Raw genomic sequence first — 22530 nt, forward strand, 5'->3', positions numbered from 1 at the left:
CATGCACACCCAACTCCGCGAAAACCTGGATCGCGTTCGTGAAATGATCGCCGACGCGGCCAAGGCATCCGGCCGAGTTGCCGACGCTGTCTGCTTGATCGGTGTTACCAAGTATGTCGACATCGAAACCACTCAGGCCCTGTACGAGCTAGGCTGCCGCGACCTGGGTGAGAGCCGCCCGCAACTGCTATGGAGTAAGTCGGAAGCCATGGCCGACTTGTCACCTCGCTGGCACATGATCGGACATCTGCAGCGGAACAAGACCAAACGTACCATCCCGCTTCTCTCGGTGCTTCACTCTGGCGACAGTTTACGACTGCTAAAAGCCGCCAACGAAGACTGGCCCCACGACCAGCCTCTGCCGGCACTGCTCGAAGTGAATATCTCAGGCGACACTGCCAAACACGGTTTTCTCCCAACCGAGATAGCCCCAGCCCTGCGACAAATTGCCGCGTTGAGCCGTTTGAAGATTGTTGGTCTCATGGGTATGGCTTCGCTCGAAGGAGGCCGTGATCAAGCTCAAAAGGATTTCGCAGCCCTGCGTGAATTACGCGACAAGCTACGAAAAGATTGTCCCGACGAGATCTCGCTGGACGAACTTTCAATGGGCATGAGCCACGACTTCGACTTAGCAATTCGAGAAGGGGCCACGATGGTTCGGGTGGGTTCGACCTTGTTCGAAGGAATCGATGGTGGACGTTAACATTACGCCCCACCCCGAAGGATGCCTGCTCGACTTGAAGGCCCAGCCAGGTGCTCGCAAGGCCGAATTTCGCGGCTTTCAAAACGGAGCCTTGAAAGTATGCGTGACGCAGGTGGCCGAGAAAGGAAAAGCCAACAAGGCGATCCTATCGCTGCTCCGCAAAGCGTGGGGCTTGAAAGGCTCGCAGTTGGAAATCGTTTCAGGGCAAACGGCTTCGCACAAACGGCTTTTGATTCGTGATCTTTCTCCGCAAAAGATGTTGCAACTTTTGAAAGATTGCGGCTTAAAGGACGAATAATGGACATTCCGTCCATTTTAGCTTGAAGGTGAAATGGCGTTCGAATAGCATCTACTTAGCATGCTAAAGTTCATGGAACTCTTGACATAATCAGGCAGTAAGCCTGCGAGTTGAATCCTTTTCCTAATCATAGTCTTTTCGCGGAAGTCTTATGAAACGGCGGGTCGGCAAACTTATCGGACTGTTCGTCGTGACCCTCTTTGCACTTGCGGTCATGTACGTGAGTGGAGGGCGGAACGATTTCGGGGCCCAGCAAAAAGAAGCTAATCCCAGCGACTCCGTCGTAGAAACACTCGCTCCTGTCACGGTGATGCCCCTCGAAAAGCGGCACATTGAGATCCTCGACAGCTATGCCGGAACCATCGAACCGCTGGAAAGCTTCTCGCTGGCCTTTCAACTAGCCGGCCAGGTCGAGTCGCTCGGGACAAACGAGGAAGGACGTCCGTTCGACATTGGCGATCCAGTTAAAAAAGGGCACGTCTTAGCGACACTCGATACCCGAATCTTGATCGCACGCCGCGAAGAAGCAAACGCCAACCTGGAGAACGCGCAAACCGAATTCCAGCGTTTGGTGAGCCTGCGTGAAAGAAGCCCGGGCGCGGTCACCCAAACGGCCTATCAACAAGCAACGCAGATGCAGGCCGTTGCCAAAGCCATGAAAGACATCGCCGAGAAGAATCTGGAAAATGCTCAACTGATTGCCCCGGCCGACGGCGTGATCTCGGCCCGCATGATCAACCCTGGCGAGACGATCAACCTCCATCAACCGGTCTTTGAACTGGTTCAAGTTGATAAGGTTCTGCTGACGGTGGGCGTCCCAGAATCTCGAATCGTCGCCATGCAACAACAGTTTAACGCGACGCGACGCGCTGCGAAGGCCAACATTCAATCAGGCACGCCTGACGCAACATCGAATTTCAAGGTCCATGTTCGCAGATTTGACACTTCGTCCAATTTAGAGAAAGACAACGTTCTGGCCGGGACCGTCTATCGAATTGCCGAAACGGTTAATGACCGCAACGGCCTGTTTGAAGTCGAAGTACTACTCAACAACACGAGTCGTCTTCTCAAGCCGGGCATCGTGGGCAAAGCGGACTTTGTCATTCGTGAAATAGAGGGTTTTCAAGTCCCGGTTGAAAGCGTTGTTTTCAACGACCGCGTGGCGAGTCTATTCTTCGCCCAACCCGCGATCGACCACCCCACGTCAACCGTTGACTTCGTGGGAATGGATGTGGCTGAGGTCCCGAATTTCGTGGCTCATCGTATCGAAATCCCAAGCTATATCGAGCAAGGCAGGAATTTCATCCTGTCTGAACTTCCAGGCCAACACAACCTGTTGATCGTCCAAGGTCAGCATCGGTTGGTAGAAGGTCGCCCTCTAGAAATCATGAGCGGAACGGCGAAATCAGGCCCATCGGGCACTTCACCGAGTTCCGAAATTCCTCCGATGGCCGAAGTCTCGCGTCTTAGTGTTCAGCCGACTGGGAAATAGCCTGAGGGAACGCACACGATGAAACTAAGCGCTGCCGCGATCGATCAACCCCGATTTGTGATTGTCTGCACGATGATCCTGATGGTGGCTGTTGTGATGGTGGGCCTCAACATTCCGGTCCAGCGTACGCCTGCGATTTCTAAAGCCGTAGTCTTGGTGGCTGTCCCTTACCCTGGTGCTCAGCCGGTGGAAGTGGAAGAACAAATCACCAGCAAGATCGAAGATGCCCTGCAAAAGCTGAAGAACGTCGACTTCATCGCCTCGACCAGCATGCGTGGTTCGAGCGTCACCCAAATCATTTTTCTGGATGGTGTCGACCCCGATCAGGCTCGCGGTGAAGTCAAAGACCTAGTCGACGAGATCCGTCGTGAATTGCCGGTGGCTCGCGAAGTTCAGCCGTCAGTAACTGACATCGATTTTGAGAACACGCCGTTGATGCTGGTCAACATGACCGCACCGCCAGGCTTTGACGAAGCAGCTCTGAAGAACCTGGCCGAAGAAGTTCAAGAAGAACTCGAAACGATCCCCGGGATCTCAAACACGCAGCTATTCGGCGGTCGCGAGCGTGAATTGCACGTGAACGTGAACGTTGATCTTTCGGCCGAATATGGTCTGACCCTGGGAGACTTTCGCCGCGCCCTAGCCGACTTTCATGCCGAGATGCCCGCAGGCGAACTGGATACCGGCACGTTTGACTTTCGTGTCCGTAACGAAACACAGTTCCGTGGCGTAGACGATATTCGCAATGCCATCATCCGACAGGTCGGCGGTAAGGTGATCAAGATTGGCGATGTGGCTACGGTCGAAGACAGTTACCGACGCCTAAAAAATGTTGCCCTGCTCAACGGTGAATCGTGCGCGACGATCATCGTCAACAAAGAGGCCGACATCAATACCTTGGCGGCAGCCATTTCCGTGAAGGAGAAGGTCGAGGAGCTTCGCCCGCAATATCCCAACATCAAGTTCCGCATTACCCGGGACACGTCCGCTGAAATCTCGATCATGTTTCGCGTGCTTGGCTCGAGCTTCATCTTTGGTGCGATGCTCGTGCTGGTGATCTTGGCCTGGACGATGGGCCTGCGTATTTCCTTTCTCGTGCTGACCGCTATCCCACTCAGTTCGGCAGTCGGATTGATTGCCCTGTATGCGCTGGGGATCCCCATTTCCAACATGGTGATCTTCGCGTTCATCTTAGTGCTGGGCATGGTAGTGGACGGGGCAATTATTGTGGCCGAGAACATCCACCGCCATATTGAACGGGGTGAAGATCCGGTCGACGCAGCCAAGATCGGTATTGAGGAAGTTGGCACGCCGGTGATTATGGCCGACCTGACTACCGTGGCGGCGTTTATGCCGATGCTGCTTGTCCCCGGCATCATGGGCGATTTCATGCGAGTCATGCCAGAAGTGGTCAGCGTATCCCTTCTCGGCAGTGTGCTGGTCGACCACTTCTTCATTCCCGTGGTAGCTGCTCGTTGGTATGGCCGCCGCAAGGCCAGCGAAGTGGTGGCCGACAAGACCGTCCACGAAGCGATCGCCAGAGACGAAGACGAAGCGGAAATTCGAATTCGCCCGAACCTGGGACTGTTCACCAAGGGTTACATCTACATCCTTCGCTGGGCACTGGAAAATCGCTGGGCGGTTAGCATCTGCACGATTCTGGCGTTGGTCTGGGCCGGATTCATGATGGCGCAAGTGGAGAAAGAATTCTTTCCACCCAGCGATCGCGGCCAGTTCGAGGTAAAGTACGAACTTCCCCTCGGCAGCAGCATTCACCAGACGATTGCCGCAGCAGAAGCCATTCAACAACCGCTCCGCGAACTCGGGGCACGCCCCAATAGCGAACTCGTAAACTTTGTCTCTGCCCTGGGATCCTCGGAAGGGCTCGCCAGCCGACTTGAGAACGACCCGGCCGTTGGCCCTGAGTTTGGCACGGTGATGGTCGAACTTCTTTCCCCTTTGGATCGCGAGCGGCACGAGCGTTTGATCTTAGCCGAACTTCGCGAGCAGTTCGATCAAACCGTCAAACAGTTTCCCGGCATGACCTATACCATTCAGGAAGTAGAAGAAGGCCCGCCGGGCGGTGCCAAAGTCGCCGTGCGTTTCACCGGAGACAGCCTCGAGCAACTGGGCTTTGTGGCCGATGCAACCACCGATGGTATGCGGCAAATAAAGGGTGCCGTCGACGTGAAGTCCGACTATCGAAATTTGAATCCGGAAATCGTCGTTGAACCTTTCCCGGAAGTTGTCGGTATGTACGGCATGTCTGAGATGCAAGTGGCCCAGGCAATTCAGACAGCGATCAATGGCGACACCACGATCGAGCTGAACCTCGGGGACGAAGACGTCACGCTCCGTCTACAAGCGATGAGTGACTATCGAGCTTCCAAAGAGCAACTCGAACGAATCATGCTCACCAGCCCTACCGGCAAGAAGGCTACGATCGGACAGCTGGCCAAGCTCGATCGTGCGACGAGCCTCTTCGCCGTGAATCGCTACGACCGAAAACGGGCCGTCACGGCTAAATGCGACGTGATCGACAACCCCGATACCGACAAAATATTTACCCAGTTGCGGGAAGACATTCTCCCGTCATTGGGTTTTCGCCCGGCGAACGAGTCGGCCGTTAGCTTTATGGACATGGCATTCATCGGAACGGTCGGAACGCCATCGGAAGGGCTGCGAGCTGAATTCACCGGTGAGAGTGAAGAGACCGCCAAGAACATGAATTACTTGACCGCATCGATGATGATCGCCGTGATTCTCATTTTTGCGATCCTCGTGTATCAGTTCGGCAGCTTCCGTCAGGCTTGTATCGTGATGCTGACGGTTCCGCTCAGTTTTGTGGGCGTGGTCGCGGGAATGTTCATCAGTGATTTCCCTTTCAGCCTAGCAACCTTCATTGGGCTGGTCAGTCTGACTGGTATCGTGGTGAACGATGCGATTGTAGTGGTAGACTTCATCAACCAAGGCCGCAAACGAGGACTGAAGGTTCGCGACGCAATCACCGAAGCGGGGATCAACCGACTTCGCCCCGTGATGTTGACCACCGCTACCACGATTGGCGGTTTGCTGCCGCTGTTTTTGAATCTCAGTGGCGGGGCCGAGTTCTGGCAACCGCTAACGGGCGCGGTGATCTTTGGCCTGGCCTTCGCGACGATCCTGACCTTGCTGGTCATTCCCGTCGCGTATAGCCTGGCCTATTTCAATGCCGATAAGAAAGCCGCTTCAGCGATGTAACGAAGCAGCCGCTTATTTGCTAACGTCTTGTAATTCCGGTTCGGTTGGAACCTCGACCGGAGTTTCAGGAATCTCGATATTGAGTTCCTCTTCTTTACCGCCGGGTCCCTGCAATGCCGTGTCGACCGCTTTCTTTAGTTCGGCCGCCAAGTCGATGTTGAAGTTCTGATCCGCGACGCCTTTCTCATCGGCCAGCTTCTTAGCAGCGGTGACAAGCTCGCGGAGATCTTCATCGGAAACGTCGTTGCGGAATTGAAGATTGCCATCCGGCTGCTCGTCGGCAATGCGTCCATTGAGTAAAGCCTTTAGTTCATCTTCGCTGATCTTCTTTTCGAAGGCCCCTTGGGCGATTCGCTGAAGTTCTTTCGTGGCTTCCGCTTTCTCTTCATCACTTAAGTCGGATGGCTCGATGTATTTCGAGCGGGCAATCTCGACCGGTACTGCCGTGAACGCAGGCGATTCCAGGATGTTCTCGGCCACACTACCAAGCTGCTCCATCGAAATATCACCGTCACGATACCCCTGAGCAACGCGTGAAACCTGGTCTTTCATGCCATTCTTCTGATCTTCCGGAAGATCGAATTCGTCGATTGCAGCATTCAGCTGAGTTTCAGCCAGGTTGGCAGCCATCACACCGATATTGATGTAGACATAGTAACCGACCCCGCAGGCGATACCGGCTAGCACCAAACATACCACCAAGCAGCCGATGATTGCGGTGGTACAACCGCCGCCAGACTTTTTCGGTTCTTCCACGGAAAACTGATCATTAGACATCGGTGTGAAATCCTTTTGTAGGTAGCTTCAACGGTGCAATACTTCAGTGCAAACCGCTAAATAATCCCCTGTTTGAGGTTGATTATCGCTGATTCTCATTGGCGGGCAATAACAGCATTTCGCGGAACACGGCAAAAGCTTGCTCAATTTTTCCGCACTGGGGACACCTGAAGGCACAGAGAACCCATATTTCATCACGATTGACGCTCCCCGCTTTTAATGACAAGCGAAGTTGCTCAAATAAAAACGGCCTCTCAGATTAGAGAGGCCGCTTGGAAATCGCGTAAGTATGCGATGAGCGATTATTCTTTCTCGAAGTTATATTCGATTTTCAGCACTTCAAGTTCGTACGTCCCCTTGGGCGCGGGGATTGCGACCACGTCACCAACCTTCTTGCCGATCAGTTGCTGTGCCATGGGGCTATCGACGAGGATTTTATTGTTCATAAAATCCTCTTCGCCGGAACCGACTAGCGAGTAAACTTCTTCCTCGTCCATGTCGACGTCGCGAACAGTGACCGTGGCAAAGAAACCCACCTTCGAAGTGTCGATCGAGGATGGATCGACGATGTAGGCTTTGCCTAGCTTCGACTTCAACAGGTTGATCTTGGCTTGAATCATCCCCTGAGTCTCGCGCGAGCCGTGGTACTCGGCGTTTTCCTTAAGGTCCCCTTCAGCCCGGGCGTTGGCAACCTTTTCGGTGATGGCAGGCATTTCTACCTCTTCCAAATGGTGCAATTCGCCTCGTAGCTTTTCGTAACCCTTCCGGGACATGGGCATTCGATCGGCCATGCTCGACATGTCAGGAACTCCCTCAATGGAAAAAAAAACGCGACCTGGGTCAGGCCGCATGACGTTCTGAATTGGTTTGCTACGTTTATTGTTATTGAAAGATGATGGGTTTGTAAAGCCAGCTTCTATAGAGAGCTAGATGTTTCGCGAAATCCACGAAAAAACCCGTGCGGTTTCTTTACTGGGGGAAATAGAGAAAAGCCCCACACGACGAGCAAAATACGGGCTTACCCATCTTCAAATCGCTGACCGTTTGGATCCGTAGCTGGACATTACATTGCGTGCAGTAATTATTAACGATCGAGGCTAATGCTTCTTCTCCGCGGACTTTAACCACACGTGTATAGTCGGCCCGGACTTCCGGTGGGATGTCTTTCTCCACGCCTTCCAGGAGTACCAAGACCCGGGCAATTTCTGATTCTAGGCTAGTGCGTTCTCTTTCGACTTCCGCTTCAATCTTTGCCTGATCCGCTTTGGTCAATTCGACTCTCTTAATCGCGTCAGCCAGATTGACTTCTAATTGATCGATCTTTTCCAATGCTTCCAGAATTTCGTCCGACATGACACTATTGGCCATCTGGGCGGCAGCAATTTGCTCTTTGAATATCTGGAACTCTTCGTTCGTATTGGCCGCGTTGAGCTTTCCCTCGATCGTCTCGATTTTGCTTTCGCTGTCCCGCAATTGCAGCTGCTTGCGGTCTGCCGTCATTTTCGTGCTTTGAATCGACTCTTTAACATCAACAACGGCCTGTTCGGCACTCACCACACGGCTACCAGCAGCACTAACGCGAATTGGACATCGCGCCAGACGACTCCTCAGATCGCTCAACTGGCGATGGATTCGGTGAAGTTCCTGCAGAACTTCGCTGTAGGGTCGCTCGGACATAAGTTATCCACTCGGGGATCGGAAGTTAACAATAATGCAAGTAATGTAGCAGTCGCGTCGGTCTTAGCACACGCCACCAATTCATTTTACTCCCTCAGGCAAACAAAAAAGCCCGGGCCTAATGACAGGCTCCGGGCTTTCCAGGTTTTACACTTTCCACAATGAATTGATTTAAGCTGCGTCAGCCGTGTGCAGGAATCCGGCCAACTGCTGGCTACGAACTGGGTGTTGTAGCTTGCGAACCGCCTTGGCTTCAATCTGGCGGACACGTTCGCGGGTCACTTTGAAAATCCGCCCCACTTCTTCCAGGGTGTAGGTATACCCGTCCTGCAAGCCGTAACGCAGTTTGATGATTTCGCGTTCGCGATAGGTCAATGTTTTCAGGAGACCGCCAATTTTGTCTCGCAAGATTTCGTTAGAGGCCTTACGAATGGGCGTTTCTTCGTGACCGTCTTCGATGAATTCTCCAAACGAGCTGTCTTCGCTTTCGCCGATCGGACGATCCAAGCTGACAGGATGACGGCCGATGTCCATCACGCGGCGAACTTCCTCGACTGGGATTTCGCTGAAGCGCGAAATTTCTTCCATGGTTGGTTCGCGGCGAAGTTCCTGCAGCAGACGCTTCTGCACGTTACGAAGTTTCGATAACACATCGATCATGTGCACGGGAATACGAATCGTGCGAGCCTGATCGGCAATCGCTCGTGTGATGGCCTGACGAATCCACCAAGTAGCGTACGTCGAGAACTTGAAACCACGGCGATATTCGTACTTGTCAACGGCACGCATCAGCCCGGTATTGCCTTCTTGAATCAAGTCGAGAAAGCTCAGGCCGCGGTTGCGATACTTCTTGGCAATCGAAACCACCAAACGAAGATTGCCGCTGGACAGTTGTCGCTTGACTCCTTCGTACTGATCGAACTGCTTGCGGAACTTATCGCAACGTGTTCGCAGGCTGCGTGGACTTTCGAGCGTCAGCAGCATCAAGTCGCGAAGTTCTTTACGCAGGTTGGCTCGTTCGTCCTTGGCCGCCGGCATATTGCGAATCAGATCCAGACGGGCTCGAATTTCTTCCATGCGATCGGCAAAGTCTTCCAGCTGGCTCATCACCGGAATAACGCGGCGTGTCCGGAGCGAAAGCTCTTCTACCAGTTGCAAACATTTTTGACGGCGACGAATGAATCGTTTGCGTGCGGCCAGACGTTCCTCGCTGGGTGTGCTCTTGCGAAGCAACCTTTGGAAGTCACGACGATTTTCTTCGAGCATTACCCGGAGCGTCTTCAGGTTGTGCGGCATGCGTCCCTGGATTTGCTCCTTAGTCAGGTTTTCTGTCAGCGAAACCTTGATGGTCCGATCGAACGGCAACTCGCCGCGGTGAACCTTTTCCAAGATCTCGACCGTATGACGCAGAGCAAAATCACAGCCCAGCACGAGCCGACGAAACTGCTTGCGGGTGATTTCAATCTTCTTGGCCAGGGCGATTTCTTCGACGCGGGAAAGCAGCGGAATCGTAGCCATTTGCGACAAATACATCCGAATCGGATCGTCGCTGCTCTTGGTGATTTCCTCGGAAGCGAACGTCTCGCTACCGCCATCTTCGTCCAAAGCCTCGGCGAATTCGCGAGCGGAAGGGGACTTGGCGACTGGGGCATCGTCGAAATCATCTTCCGGTGGATCCGTTACCAATTCGATGCCGCGGTTTTCAAGCTCTGTCAGAAGCGAGTCGAGTTTCTCGCTTCCGCTGGCTTCATCTGGGAGATAGTTATTGACTTCATCGTAAGTCAACCAACCTTGCGACTTGCCTTTTTCCAGTAGTACGGCCAATTCTTGATCAGCAAATTCCATAGTGAAAGCCTCCTTGCCTTCCCATAAAATTCTCTTCGGTCATTTTCGCCTGCGATCGGAATGCGGGTCATACCAATCAGGGCGACGTCAAGCGGTATCCTCTACCCATCCGTGGGAAAGGAAATACCCTGGCGATTTCTTTTCTGCTCGACAATTTCTTTGAGGACGTCGAGCTCGTCCTCTTCAGGTATTTCTCTTTGAAGCATTGATGATTGCTGTCTACCGCTGACGCGATCTTCATGATCGCTTCGGTAGGCATCAATGATCATTTTTAGTTCTTCGCTTGGATCGCCAAACTTTTGTTCGGACGCCAATTCATCGAGTTCAATCAATAGGAAACGAATCGATTCACTCTCAACTGAATCTAGAATTCCAGGGAAGCCACAGTCCTGATGAGCCTCACTCCGGATCTTGAATATTTTATAGATGGCTCGGCCGCCTTCACTGTGCAGTTCATCCGGGCCAATTTCGTCGAGGCACCACTCAATGGTCTCTGGCAATGCCAACATCATTTTAAGTAACGTTTTATCCCAATTCGCGAGATCACCAAGACGATATGTTTCTTGGGTAATCACCGGCGCCTCGTCGTGCGACGGAGGCCGCTGCTTGCTATTGGCTACCTTGCGTAGGGAAGACAACCGTGTGCGTAGTTCTGACTCGGCTACATGAAACTGGCGAGCGATACGGGCCAGAAACTGATGCTCGCGTAGTCGCACTTCAGACGACGTTTCCGCCGCCAGGTTAGGTGCCTTGGCAAGCGTATTGAGCACCTCTTCCAAGGCATCGTTGGCTCCGTGCAGGTCGTTGGCCAGATCGATTCCGACCGTCGCGATGCGAATTTTATGTTCCAAAGCATCTAACGATTTGGCCAGGTGAGCTCGGAACGCCTCGGCACCTTGCTGCTGCACGAAATCGCACGGGTCCATCTTTTCTGGCAACGTACAAATTCGCAAGTCGACCTGTTGAGCAATAAACATTTCTAGAACTTCGCTAGTTCGCTTCTGCCCAGCTTCGTCGCCGTCGAGCACCAAATAAACGGTATCGGCGTAACGACGCAGTAGTTGAATGTGTCGTGGGCCAAGGGCAGTCCCCAACACGGCCACGGCGTTTTTCACGCCAGCTTCGTGCAAGGCGATAACATCGGTGTAGCCTTCGACGACAATCACCTTCTTGCTATTGGTGATGTGGTCGCGGGCCAGATCCAACGCGTAGACGTTGTCGCTCTTGGAAAAGAGCCTGGTCTCAGGCGAGTTGACGTATTTGGCTGATTTTTCATCCGCATAAGCCGGCAAAATTCGGCCACCGAACGCGATCGGGCGGCTTTGGACGTCTCGGATGGGAAAAATCACGCGGCCTTTAAAGCGATCGTACATACGACCACTTTGAGACTGGCCAATCAGGCCCACCTTTTCCAGCACCGGGTGGGTGTATTCACTTTGATTCGACTTGTTGCACAGCCACTGCCAATCGTTTGGGGAAAAGCCGACATGGAAGTGATGAATGACTTCCTTCGTGATGCCACGGTCATGCAGATAACGGCGGGCCTCGTCAGCGACCGGGTCGCTTAACAGCAGTTCATGGAAGACTCGTTCCGCCCAGGCCAACGCGTTGTACTGATACTTTTTGTCGTCTGGACTGCCAGTGGGGGCAACCGGCCCCTGCGAAGGCAAGTTGATATTCGCTCGATCCGCTAGAAGCTCCAAGGCTTCTCGAAACTCGATCGACTCACGACGCATAACGAAGCTGAAGACGTCGCCACCAATGCCGCATACCCAGCATCGCCATGATTGGCGCTGCGGATTGACCTGAAAGCTAGGGCGGCTGTCGTCATGCCAAGGGCACAAAGCGACGTAGCCACGTCCTTGCCGTCTCAGGTTCAGGTAACCACCAAGGACATCGACGATGTCCGAAGCGACTCGTACCTGTTCTTTCACGTCATTGTCTGGAGAAAACGTCAACCTTTGGACTTCCTTCCAGGGTTTTGCGGGAACCCTATGCCCGAGAAATGTCGGCCTGACTTGCGTCTTAACTCATGCCCCCTCGCCGCTCAAGGGAAAGGGTTGGACTGAGGTGCTATCGTTGCTCCTCAAAGCCCGAGTTCGACATTCTGGGCCGTGCCTTCCGTAGCACGTGGGAGCAATTTAGCCCATTTCCCATTTTTAGGTCAAGTTCGTATTGACGTTTGCCGACAACCTTTTTGTTTCACGCTAGCATATATCTCTTACAATATCGATTTCAGGACTTTTTGCGAAGGCGTTGCGCCGAAATTCAAAGGTCACAATCTGCGGTTTTCTACCCGATAAACGGGGAAAGCCTCGGTATTGTTACGTGGGAAGCAGGAAATTTTCAGTGAGGACATTTCCTCGCTTTGAATAAAACGGAACACTTCATACTGAAAACTTATTCCTCCAAAAATCGAAAACTGAAATAGAGCAACAACTTGGTTTCCCGTTTTTTTCCGCCTGCCGAACATGCCGATGAACACGACCTGGTGATGGTGGGTGGGCATCTTTCCTCTGAATGGCTCTTAGACGCCTATCGTCACGGCATATTTCCCTGGCCGATGTGGGGAAATTGGATGCCAATGACGTGGTTCTCGCTCGATCCCCGGGCTATCATGCCGCTAGATGGCCTCTACGTGAGTAAGCGACTCAAGCGAACCATCCGCAGCGGCAAGTTTCAGGTAACGTGCGATACGGCATTTCGCGAGGTCATGAAAGGATGCTCGCGACCTCGACATAAGAAAGACGGCACCTGGATCACGCCGGCCATGCTGAAAGCCTACTGCAAGCTACACCAGGAAGGACACGCGCACAGCGTCGAGGTATGGCACGAAGGACAACTGGCCGGCGGCATCTACGGCATTTCGATTGGCGGACTATTTGCCGGAGAGTCGATGTTTCATAACGTCCGAGACGCTTCTAAGGTAGCCTTGGCGGCGCTCGTTTCTCACTTAAATCAACGTGGCTACCACTTATTTGACATTCAGCAGTGGACCGAGCACACCGGCAGCATGGGTGCCATAGAAATCGCACGGAGCGATTATCTGACGCTGATCGAAAACGTTGTCGATCTTCCGGTTTCGTTCGGACAAGACCTTTGTGAAATCGAGTATTTCGGATCGTCCTTAGCGGATTAACTGCTTCCTCAGCAAATCCAAGCCTTGTTTGGCCATCCGTGGGCCCCAAATTTCGGGATGACCGGCCAAGCCGCTGCTAACCGATTGAACGCCGTCTTTCGAAGCCAGGGCTACGTAGTACTCGTCGGCCGAGTCCGCTTTGGTGAGCGTTCCCAAAGCCAGCCCGTAGGTGGCGTTGCCCACACTACGTGCTTGGACCGCAGCGTTTTCGACGCTCTGCTTGGTGACCAGTTCCACCGGCATCTCGACGGTACCCCCGAGAAAAGCCTGGCGATCGTCGTCCACAGCCCCGAGCCAAAACGCCAACAGACCGGATGTCGACGACTCGACAGTCGCCAATGTTTCTCCGCGAGCCAATAAATCGCGAACCACGACATCTTGCAGCTCTTGATCTCCTTCGCCGAACACCAGGTCACCGGCAGCGGCGTCAATTTGCTTGACGGTCTCTGCAATCGTTTCTTCGCACTGCTGGGCCGATTGTCCTGATGCTGTAATCCGCAGCGAAATGGTTGCCTGATGAACCGTGATGCCAACGCGAGGCTCCCTGCCCCGCTTGATCAGGTCCGGTAACAGGGCTTCCATGTGGCTTTCGCCAACACCGAAGCATTTCACGACGTGGTGTCGGATAATCTTCTTCGCGGTTCCTTTGCCGGCCAGCGAAGGGACAATCGACGCGGCCCACATTTCTTTCATCTCGGCAGGCACGCCAGGCAAAGCGATAAATCGCGAATGATGAAGCCCCACCGAGTAATCAAAATCAATCCCTGGAGCAGTTCCGTTGGGATTGGGGATGACGCGACTCCCAGCCGGAAACATGGCCTGAATCTGGTTCTTAGGCGGCATCTCACGGCCACGCATGCTGAACCGTCGCTGAATATGTTCCAGGCTTTCGGCGTGAAGCTCCAGCTTAGCACTGGTCGCATTGGCCAGGGCTTGGCGAGTTAGGTCGTCATCGGTTGGGCCCAAGCCACCGGTCGAGATGACCAAGTTCGCCCGACCCAGGGCATTTTTGATGACCTGAATGTTTGCCTCTAGATCGTCGCCAACGGTTGTGTGAAATAAGACTTCAATTCCCAGCGTTTCCAATTGTTGGCTCAGCCACTGGGTATTGGTGTCTAACCTCTGTCCGCTGGTCAATTCATCTCCGATTGCCACTATCTCTGCGATCATTCCGCGTCTCGTCCTTCCTTAGGTGCATCACACGATGAAGAGGTTTCTCTGATCCTTACGATAACGAAACCTTGCCACTTCCACACGACCCCGAAACTTTACCAAGGCACTACGAGACGCTCAGGCCCTACGACTCGATGCCAACAACGGTGAATTTCGTCAATGGTGTAACCCATATTGCGAAAACGGGGCAGCACGCTGCCGATCTCATCTTATGGGCAGATTACCTGGACGTGCTCGCCTATGCCCTGCCTGACGTCGTGTTGAATTGGATTATGAATGCCGCTGAACTCCCCATCACCTTCAATAACCGCCATGTTTCGCGAGGCTTCTCAAGAAGCTCGTTCCGTAGTCAATCGACTCGTGGCTCAGAAGGGGGAGAGCCTTGATTGGATCGACGATTTGCGTCAAATGCAGGTTGGCTATCTCGATAAGAGTTCCCAGAAAGCGGATCGAGAATGCCGTGCCGGCTGCTCTGGCTGTTGCATGTCGGCTCAAGTCGATGTCACGGGGATCGAGGCGATCGCCGTCGCCGACTACTTGAAAATGTGTGTTGATCCGGCCACGCTGAGCAAGATCAAATTACGCTTGGAACGCGTCACTCAGCGTCGATACGATCAAATGAGTGGGACGGCCCGCCAATTGCCATTGGCGTGTTCGATGTTGGGAGAAGATGGCCGCTGCATGGTGTACCCTGTCCGTCCGGTTATCTGTTCTGGCGTCTTTTCCATTAGCCGCGATTCTTGTCTCGATGCCGAGAAAACCGCGAAAGTCGGCGACTTTTCCAGCACGATCCCCTTAGACAACGACGCCATTCAAGCCACCGGTGGAATCTCTGGCACCTTGCAGCGGATCTTGATCGAACATGACCTGGATGGCAATTTGTACGAATTCAACTCGGCGGTGCTTGCGGTTGTCACCGTTGAAAACCCTCTGAATCGATTTCTGGCCGGAGAAGACCTGTTTCGTAACGCGATCTGCACCGATGCACACTCCCCCCCCAGAAAACTGGCCGCTGGCCGACACAAAATTCTTAGACCACGCACTGCCAAACGGGCCTGATCGGCTCGGCTTAACCCCTTATCCCAGGTTGCCAAAGGGAAATCGTTGCTGGTACCGTAGGGGAATCGTCGCGAAGTTGTTTGCGCGCAAGGAGCGATCCACTGCTGCTGGGCGACAACGGAGCATTTTCGGGGCAACCTACTTGGGAACGATCTATCTATGGAATTCACCGCTGGCTTTGAGCACTTCGTTCGCACGGACGAAGCGTTGGCTCCTTACACATGGCTAAAACTGGGTGGAAGCGCTGAATATTTCGCGGAACCCACCACCATCGACGAACTGGCAGCCGTTGTGAAGCGTTGCCGCGAGACTGAGATTCCCGCTCGGGTACTCGGTGGCGGATCGAACCTATTGGTCCACGATGAAGGGGTGCCTGGCCTGGTAATTCTGCTCAACCATCCGACATTCAGCGGAATTACTATCGATGGCAATCGCATGACCGCAGGGGGCGGTACGAAGCTATCCCACGCTTTGAGTACGTCCGTCGGCGGCGGACTGGCAGGCCTGGAAGCACTCGCCGGAATACCAGGCACCATTGGTGGTGCGTTGCATGGCAACGCCGGAGCAAATGGCGTGGATGTCGGTCAACGTGTCGTCGAAGCCACCGTCATGACGCGATCGGGAGAAGTTCAAACGCGGACTGCCCAAGACCTACAGTTCACCTATCGGCAAAGTAGCTTGGATGAATTGGTCATCCTCAACGCGGTATTCGAGTTGGAACCAGCAGGCTCGCAAGAACTGACGCGACGCATGCAAAAGTTCTGGATCGTGCAGAAGGCAACCCAACCGGGTGGCTCGGAAAACGTAGCGTATCTATTCTTCGACCCGCCAGGACTTTCCGCAAGTACGTTGATTGAGCAGTCAGGTCTTAAAGGAACCAAGGTGGGCGGGGCCGAAATTTGCGCGGAACACGCTAACTTCGTCATCGCTAGCGACGACGCGACCGCCAACGATGTCATTCGACTGGCTGAACTGGTGCAAAGCCGAGTCAAAGAGGTGACTGGTATGGATCTTAAGTGCCAGCTGACGGTTTGGTAGCAGCGACCTACCAGCAAGCGGCAGTGCCCTCGCAGTGGCCACTTTGGATGCGTTTCTTCCTTAGATTAAGTTTCACCAATCGCTGGTCAAGTTGCCTGGCTTGACCAGCCGATCTGATTTAATGGGCAAGTCTTGAATTCCATAAAAGCGTGTGGAGACGCGTTTATTGGAATCGAAAGATTCATTATGCTCTGCAATGTCGTAGCGGTGGGTTTCGCCGTCAGCCAAGGATTGGCCAACTTTAACAAGGATGCTTCCATTGAGTCGCAGCACTCAAACCCGGTCGGGTTTGCTGGGCTTGGGTTCACCACCCGGGCGCCAGCTCATGCTGTGCGTTGTCATCGTTGTAGCCTTCTTGCTGATGATGACCGCCGGATGGAATCATTATGCAGAGCAGTTCGCATCTCGCGAAGAGTTCCTGCTTTCGCCGCGCGAAATCTTGATCAGCACGCCGCCTGAGTGGATTCAATCAGACGTCTTAATCGATGCTGTTGAAAAGGCCGATCTGCCAGACCAACTCGATCTGAGGGATCGCGAACTCACCAATAAGGTGGCTAATGCGATTTCGGCGCATGCCTGGGTTCGCAGTGTTCACAAAGTGGTGAAACAATACCCTGCGAGTGTCCTTGTCGAAGTTGAATATCGTAAACCGGTTGCCATGGTCGAAGTAGAGTTCGTCGACGAAGGCGCCGTCCGACGCGGCTTGATTCCGGTAGACGTTGAAGGAACCGTACTTCCGCCTGGCGACTTCTCACGAATTCAAGCCAACGATCGCTACCCACGGATTTTGATTGACCTGAAACGCCCCATGGTCGAAGCCGGCATGAAATGGGATAACCCCCGCGTGCCAGAGGCGGCCCTGATTGCCGCCGAACTGCTCCCGCATTGGAGCGATCTCAAGCTCAACCGAATCATCTTGAAAGAAGAATCAGGGCAGCACTACGAACTGGAGCTTACCGATCAAACGCGGATCATCTGGGGAAGTCCACCGGGACAAGAATTGCCCCAAGAGACCATCGCCAAGCACAAAGTTCAGGTCATGCTTCAGAAGTCGGCCGAGTCTGCACTTTCGAGTCATGAACCCCAGCCATCGCTCGACCTGCGGACCGCTGGCCGAGCGGTAACCGGGCTGACTCAAGTGCATCGGTAAAATCAGCGGTTAAATGCCTTGCGATGTATCCGACGAATTAAATATCTCGGAGTCGGAAGGCGTGAGTGAATCGGACGATGCAATCGCTGCCGGAGTTGGCCAACGCTGATCCTGGTTAAGTTCGGTGCGACGTATTGAAACACACTCTGGTGCTTCAATTCCAATTCGTACGGTCTTGCCGGTGACCCGTAGTACGGTCACGGTGATTCCATTGCCGATTTCGATCTTTTCACCGACTCGGCGGCTTAGAACTAACATAGCGTCCTTGCCTCATACTGAGTGTTGCTGCGAGCTACGCGCCTGCTCGAGGTACCATGGCCTCAGTTCGCCGGTTCCGTGCAGCGAAGTAGTCTTGTAGCGGAGGATAAAAGAAGAGGTGGAAACCGTAAGGCTTCAACTCTGAGTATAGAAATCTCGCCGAATCTCGCACGCAAGAAAATGAAGCAAAACCGCAATTTCGTTCCAAAAAAGACAACTATTTTGTGGTTGGGCTATTGACATTAGCGGCCATCAATAATTATTCGCCAGGTATCTGATTCAAAGTGTAGTAGAGCACATCATGCCAAAGCGGCTCGCCGCTGGCCTCAAGGATGCCCGGGAAATGTATCTCGTGGATGTGCCCTTCTTTAACCTGATCGAGGGTAATCTTTACGGACAAGTTGTCCCCAGCCACCTCCACATTCTTGATCGCCGGTTGGGCATGATCTACCTCGGGGCTGCCATAACTTGACTGATAAATATAGGTATACGTTTCGATATGAATGGCATCGGCCTTCTTCGCAGACTCAGGATCGATCGGTTTCGTGAAATGGACCGTAAAGCCGTCCGGATTGGCTTGTACGTCGAGCAGGTCAAACGGAGTGACGCCGGTCCAGTTGATTCGCTCTAACGAGAAGGGCTTATTGCCCCTTGAGCCCCATCCCCGATTCGTACCGCCGACAAAAAGATTTCCATCCTCGGTCATCCAAAACGGCAACGTCCCTGATCCGATGTCTTCTAAAAACGGAATGCATGCGCCCTGGTAACGTCCGTTCACTTCTTCCAGGACGACACGCATGATGGTGCTGTGCGACTGATCACCCACGAGCATTTGCCCAGCAAAGGGACCGAACTTTCCTGCCGAGCGGTCGTAGTCGATGCCGCTGGCCGACTTGCCCATCTTGTTGTAGGGAAACAGCACTGCGGCCGGCATGTACTCAGGGATCTTCTTGGCTTCGATATGAAAGCGGCTGTTGCTTTCGGGTTCTTGGGGACGCTCGCCCATGTTGGGCGCCAATTTATACCAATCGTTGCCGCCTGGGTGCCCCATAAAGTGACCTGGAACCAAATGCTTCAATCCAGACGTACCGTTCCAGGGGCCTTGGTTATCGGTATAGAAGATGTCACCGGCGGCGTTCATGCCCATTCCACCAGGACTGCGAACACCGCTGGTCGTGGGCGTGGTCGTACCATCTTCGTTCACACGCAAGCACCATCCACGGTATGGAACCTTGCTGGAAAACGAACCGGTCAGGCAAAGCGTGACCCAAATGTTTCCTTCCTCGTCGAAACGGGAGCCGAACGCGTACTCGTGGTAATCACCGGAGACTCCCCATCCATCGGACACGATTTCAAACTCATCCGCTTCCCCGTCTCCGTCGGTGTCTCGAATGCGTGAAACATCGGTGCGTTGGGTAACGTAAAGCCAACCGTCGCGGTAGGCGAGCCCCAGCACTTCGTGTAGCCCGTGCGCGTACCGCTTGAAGGTCGTGTCGGTCTCCGGAGAACTTGCCTTGGGGTTCGAGACCATATAGATTTCGCCCCGACGTGAAGCAACGGCCAGCTTGCCGTCAGGCATCATTTCCATCGCACCGACTTCCAAAACCACGCCTTCGGGAATCGGGAGCGGCGTGATCTGATAGTACTTCTCTTGCTCTTTATCCTGGGCGTTTGCCACAACCGCAGAGAAGAGAAAAATCAAAAGCATGGAACTATATCGGAACATCGGCCAAAGCCTTTAATGCGTAGCTATGGAGTAGTTAGGAACGAAAAACTTACCGGTTTACCAAACGTACTTTAGTTGGAAACTGGTCGGTCGAGAATCATTGGGCACCTCGATCAGCAGGTCGTTCTGTCCAGGCCGAATGGTTGCTTTCGCTCCTCTGACTTGAAGCTTGAGCCCCTGGCCGATCTGGAACCAGCCATCCTCCAACGCGTGAATTGACTCTCCCGAAAGAGCACGGAACATCAACGGCTGCGCGGATGGTCCTTCGACAGTGATCTCCCGATTTAGAGACGAGAACTCGTTCACCTTTTCGGCCTTGATCGCATCGGAAATCGTTCGATCGCCGAAGCGATAGCGGAACGTCGGGTTGTTGGCCTCATCAAGCCGGTAGCCCAGGAACTGATAGCCTGCGTCTTTTCCGCTGACATCAGGCCACCTAGCTGTCGGGCTATCGAGTACGGCGAACGGGGCCCCGCCAGGAAGTTCTACTACGTTGTCGCCCAGCGGTGGCTGGAACCCTTGACCGCGGCCGGTCCAGTGCCGCGACGCGTCGATGAACGCACCTTGCCAAATGAGGGCCAGGTTCAGGTCGTTGGCGTCAAAGGCGATATTGGCCTTTTCAGGAAAGCCTACACCAATAGCGCGGCTGCCGGCTCCTTGGATGAAATTGCGGTAGATAACGGCCTTACGCCAGGCAACCAATTCAATTGGCTGTTCGCCGACGCCATACGGTTTGGCCGCATTTTCCTGATCGCTCAGGTAGATCCAGATCGCATCAATTTGCTGATCGGCGTCGCCACTGAGGATACTTCGCATGACCGACTTGCCGTTGGGCCAGGCTGTTGGCATACGCGTTCCCTTGCGAAATCGAGGAGGATCTTTCACATACGCCAGGAACCAATCGTGATTTAAACGTCGGGTCATCAGTGTCATGTCGATCCCCTGAACGCCGGACGCCTTTTCGCCGCCGAACGTATGACACTTGATGCAACCGAAGACCTTGTCCCCCACCATGTGCCGACCGGTTGCCTTGATACGACCTTCCGTCTCGGGGATTTCAATCGGGGGATGCTCGGGGAGCGTGTCGAGACTTGCGAAGAGATCTTTCAATTGCCCCACGTTTTCTCCACCGAAATTCGGCATGACGGTCTGCATGTAGGGACGATCCTTAGCCCCCTCGTTCAATATCTTGGCCATCCAGTTCTGGGTGAGTTTCGCCCCGACACCATCGAGCGTGGGGGGGATGCGTCCTTCGTCTCCCATCTCCGCTTGGGAGGTATGGAAGTAAGAGTTCAGATCAGCGGTGACGCCGCCAATTTCGTCTCGCTCGTGACACGCATAGCAGTTGAAGGTCGCTAGATAACGTCGAACGCGCTGCTCTGGCTCCCAGGCAGCCACGTTCGGCTCTTTGCGTCGCTGGATTGCCGAGGTCAGACTTTGGCGTTGGCCTTCGGTTAACTTGAAATCAGGTGCTTTCCCTGGCGAAGCCGCCAGGCAGCCTTGGCTCGTGTCGAGATCGGCCAGGCTCGGACCGTGCAGGGCCGAAACACCTGGCTTGATATCACCTAGCTGGTGACAGTTGGCGCATCCCAACGAGACGAACTGAATACGCCCCTGCTCCACTTTCTGCGCATCGATTTGAAATTGATCCGATTGATCTTCAGTCGTCGATCTCTTGGGATCGAGAAAGACGAAATCCGACACGTAGGCATTACGCAGCCCACTGGGCCCATCCATCAAGACGTCGAGTGCCTTGACTCCACCTCCATCGAAGTACTCGACACGCAGTTCGTGCATGCCAGATTCGAGACGAATCTTGCCGGAGCGGCGATTTTTGGGGTGAATGCCGTCATTGTTGACGACCTGCTTTCCATTGATTTCCAGTCGACTGCCGTCGTCGGAATCGAGATGAAAGGTGTAGTCGCCTTGCTGGGCGATATTCAGATACCCTTCAAACACGAACGCGAAATTGTTCGCTCGCTTTGCCAGACCGATATCGAACGACATGGCCTCGCCAGATTCTTTAGAATCGAGCTTGGTAAAGTCAGGCAACTCCCTGAAGTTTCCTTCGTAGTATGTGTACTGCAGATTGGCAGGCACTTCGACGTCTAAATCCTGCAGCAGATACTGGGCGAGTTTCGTTGCTTGATCGGTGTCGAGTCGCAGCGCAGGCATGCGGCCCGAAGCACGAACCTTCAGTGGGTCTTGCAGAAAAGCGGCCAACGAGGGAATCGAGTACTTCGCTTCTAACGTGCCCAACGGCTTCAGTTGAGCCGCCTCGGCGGGGATTCCTTCGCGAGGACCGTGACAGGCCACACAGCCTATCTCGTGATACAGATTCTTGCCTGCGTTGATCTCGCGCGAACGCTTGCGCGACTCTTGCAGTCGCCCTGTAGATGCAAGAAAGTGAGTCAAGTTTTCAATCGCGTCTGCTCGTTCCTTTGAGGGAATATTCCCGAGCACGTCCGGCATCGTCGCGCCAGGCTTAAGCTGGTGCGGGTCTTTCAGGTACTCACGTAAATACTCTGGCCGCACGCGGCTACCGACGAGTGATAAATCGGGCGCGGCCTTGGCAGAGAGATTGCCAAGCTCAGCATCAGATTGCTGATGGCAAGCGACGCAATTGAGTTCGCTCCACAAGATCTCGCCCCCAGCTGCATCTCGCGACTGACCGTGAAACTGTTGATAACCAGGTATGACGGGCCCCGACTGTGCCCAAAGAGGACCAACACTGACGGTTGCGCAAACCCATGCGGCCGTGCAAGTCCAGCGAAACAAGCTCATCATGCGTGCTGCCAATTGCGGAAAAAATAAATAGGAAAGGCGAGCTTCTAGGATGCAAAAGGTAGGAGAGTATGGCACCCTAGAAAGAAAGGTTATGGGCCTATTTCATCGCGACCCTACCCAGGTGTCAACTAAGCCGATGCAATTTCTTTTCCGGTTTGCATAGAATCA

The 22530-nt window shown here is 53.8% G+C and carries 17 protein-coding genes; 8 read left to right on the plus strand and 9 right to left on the minus strand.

Annotation, left to right across the window (positions count from 1 at the left end; all coding sequences use genetic code 11):
• The first annotated feature begins 1 nt into the window (after position 1).
• The 4 genes from HOV93_RS05325 (at position 2) to HOV93_RS05340 (ending at position 5733) form a co-directional block, all read left to right on the plus strand.
• On the plus strand, positions 2–703 hold the full coding sequence (locus tag HOV93_RS05325; RefSeq protein WP_207395427.1) for a YggS family pyridoxal phosphate-dependent enzyme: 702 nt from the start codon (positions 2–4) through the stop codon (positions 701–703).
• Positions 690–1001 (plus strand): DUF167 domain-containing protein, encoded by a 312-nt coding sequence (locus HOV93_RS05330; RefSeq protein WP_207395428.1) that lies wholly within the window; start codon positions 690–692, stop codon positions 999–1001. The genes HOV93_RS05325 and HOV93_RS05330 overlap by 14 nt, the downstream gene beginning before the upstream one ends.
• A gap of 151 nt (positions 1002–1152) precedes the next feature.
• A complete protein-coding gene (locus tag HOV93_RS05335; RefSeq protein WP_207395429.1) occupies positions 1153–2493 on the plus strand; it encodes an efflux RND transporter periplasmic adaptor subunit in 1341 nt (446 codons plus the stop codon).
• A gap of 18 nt (positions 2494–2511) precedes the next feature.
• Positions 2512–5733 carry an efflux RND transporter permease subunit gene (locus HOV93_RS05340; RefSeq protein ID WP_207395430.1) on the plus strand — a complete coding sequence of 1074 codons (3222 nt, stop codon included), beginning with the start codon at positions 2512–2514 and terminating at the stop codon, positions 5731–5733.
• A gap of 12 nt (positions 5734–5745) precedes the next feature.
• On the opposite strand, the gene HOV93_RS05345 is transcribed toward HOV93_RS05340, so the two are convergent.
• From HOV93_RS05345 to dnaG, 5 genes are all read right to left on the minus strand, one after another.
• Positions 5746–6510 (minus strand): hypothetical protein, encoded by a 765-nt coding sequence (locus HOV93_RS05345; RefSeq protein ID WP_207395431.1) that lies wholly within the window; start codon positions 6508–6510, stop codon positions 5746–5748.
• Positions 6511–6812: 302 nt separating this feature from the next.
• The gene (gene greA, locus HOV93_RS05350) at positions 6813–7301 is read right to left on the minus strand and encodes a transcription elongation factor GreA (RefSeq protein WP_207395521.1); all 489 of its coding nucleotides are present in this window, start codon (positions 7299–7301) and stop codon (positions 6813–6815) included.
• A 178-nt stretch (positions 7302–7479) separates the two neighbouring features.
• Complete coding sequence (locus tag HOV93_RS05355; RefSeq protein ID WP_207395432.1) at positions 7480–8187, minus strand: zinc ribbon domain-containing protein; 708 nt, start codon at positions 8185–8187, stop codon at positions 7480–7482.
• A 171-nt stretch (positions 8188–8358) separates the two neighbouring features.
• On the minus strand, positions 8359–10032 hold the full coding sequence (locus HOV93_RS05360) for a sigma-70 family RNA polymerase sigma factor (RefSeq protein WP_207395433.1): 1674 nt from the start codon (positions 10030–10032) through the stop codon (positions 8359–8361).
• 101 nt (positions 10033–10133) lie between these two features.
• Positions 10134–11990 carry a DNA primase gene (gene dnaG / locus HOV93_RS05365; protein WP_207395434.1) on the minus strand — a complete coding sequence of 619 codons (1857 nt, stop codon included), beginning with the start codon at positions 11988–11990 and terminating at the stop codon, positions 10134–10136.
• Positions 11991–12472: 482 nt separating this feature from the next.
• Here dnaG and aat point away from each other — a divergent pair, with 482 nt between their 5' ends.
• Positions 12473–13171, plus strand: a complete 699-nt coding sequence (aat, locus tag HOV93_RS05370) for a leucyl/phenylalanyl-tRNA--protein transferase (protein ID WP_207395435.1) — start codon at positions 12473–12475, stop codon at positions 13169–13171.
• Here the strand turns inward: aat and HOV93_RS05375 are convergent.
• Positions 13160–14341, minus strand: coding sequence for a CinA family nicotinamide mononucleotide deamidase-related protein (locus HOV93_RS05375; protein ID WP_207395436.1), 1182 nt, complete (start codon positions 14339–14341; stop codon positions 13160–13162). The two genes, aat and HOV93_RS05375, sit on opposite strands and share 12 nt — an antisense overlap.
• 279 nt (positions 14342–14620) lie before the next feature.
• Here HOV93_RS05375 and HOV93_RS05380 point away from each other — a divergent pair, with 279 nt between their 5' ends.
• From HOV93_RS05380 to HOV93_RS05390, 3 genes are all read left to right on the plus strand, one after another.
• Complete coding sequence (locus tag HOV93_RS05380; RefSeq protein WP_207395437.1) at positions 14621–15403, plus strand: YkgJ family cysteine cluster protein; 783 nt, start codon at positions 14621–14623, stop codon at positions 15401–15403.
• 159 nt (positions 15404–15562) lie between these two features.
• Positions 15563–16441, plus strand: coding sequence for a UDP-N-acetylmuramate dehydrogenase (gene murB / locus HOV93_RS05385; RefSeq protein WP_207395438.1), 879 nt, complete (start codon positions 15563–15565; stop codon positions 16439–16441).
• Positions 16442–16766: 325 nt separating this feature from the next.
• Positions 16767–17591, plus strand: coding sequence for a cell division protein FtsQ/DivIB (locus tag HOV93_RS05390; protein ID WP_207395439.1), 825 nt, complete (start codon positions 16767–16769; stop codon positions 17589–17591).
• Between the two features lie 9 nt (positions 17592–17600).
• On the opposite strand, the gene HOV93_RS26695 is transcribed toward HOV93_RS05390, so the two are convergent.
• From HOV93_RS26695 to HOV93_RS05405, 3 genes are all read right to left on the minus strand, one after another.
• The gene (locus HOV93_RS26695; RefSeq protein ID WP_207395440.1) at positions 17601–17849 is read right to left on the minus strand and encodes a carbon storage regulator; all 249 of its coding nucleotides are present in this window, start codon (positions 17847–17849) and stop codon (positions 17601–17603) included.
• Positions 17850–18108: 259 nt separating this feature from the next.
• The gene (locus HOV93_RS05400; protein WP_235989828.1) at positions 18109–19557 is read right to left on the minus strand and encodes a PQQ-dependent sugar dehydrogenase; all 1449 of its coding nucleotides are present in this window, start codon (positions 19555–19557) and stop codon (positions 18109–18111) included.
• Positions 19558–19632: 75 nt separating this feature from the next.
• On the minus strand, positions 19633–22362 hold the full coding sequence (locus HOV93_RS05405) for a PA14 domain-containing protein (protein ID WP_207395442.1): 2730 nt from the start codon (positions 22360–22362) through the stop codon (positions 19633–19635).
• Positions 22363–22530: the final 168 nt, after the last annotated feature.

It is taken from the genome of Bremerella alba (assembly GCF_013618625.1).
Taxonomy (GTDB): Bacteria; Planctomycetota; Planctomycetia; order Pirellulales; family Pirellulaceae; genus Bremerella; species Bremerella alba.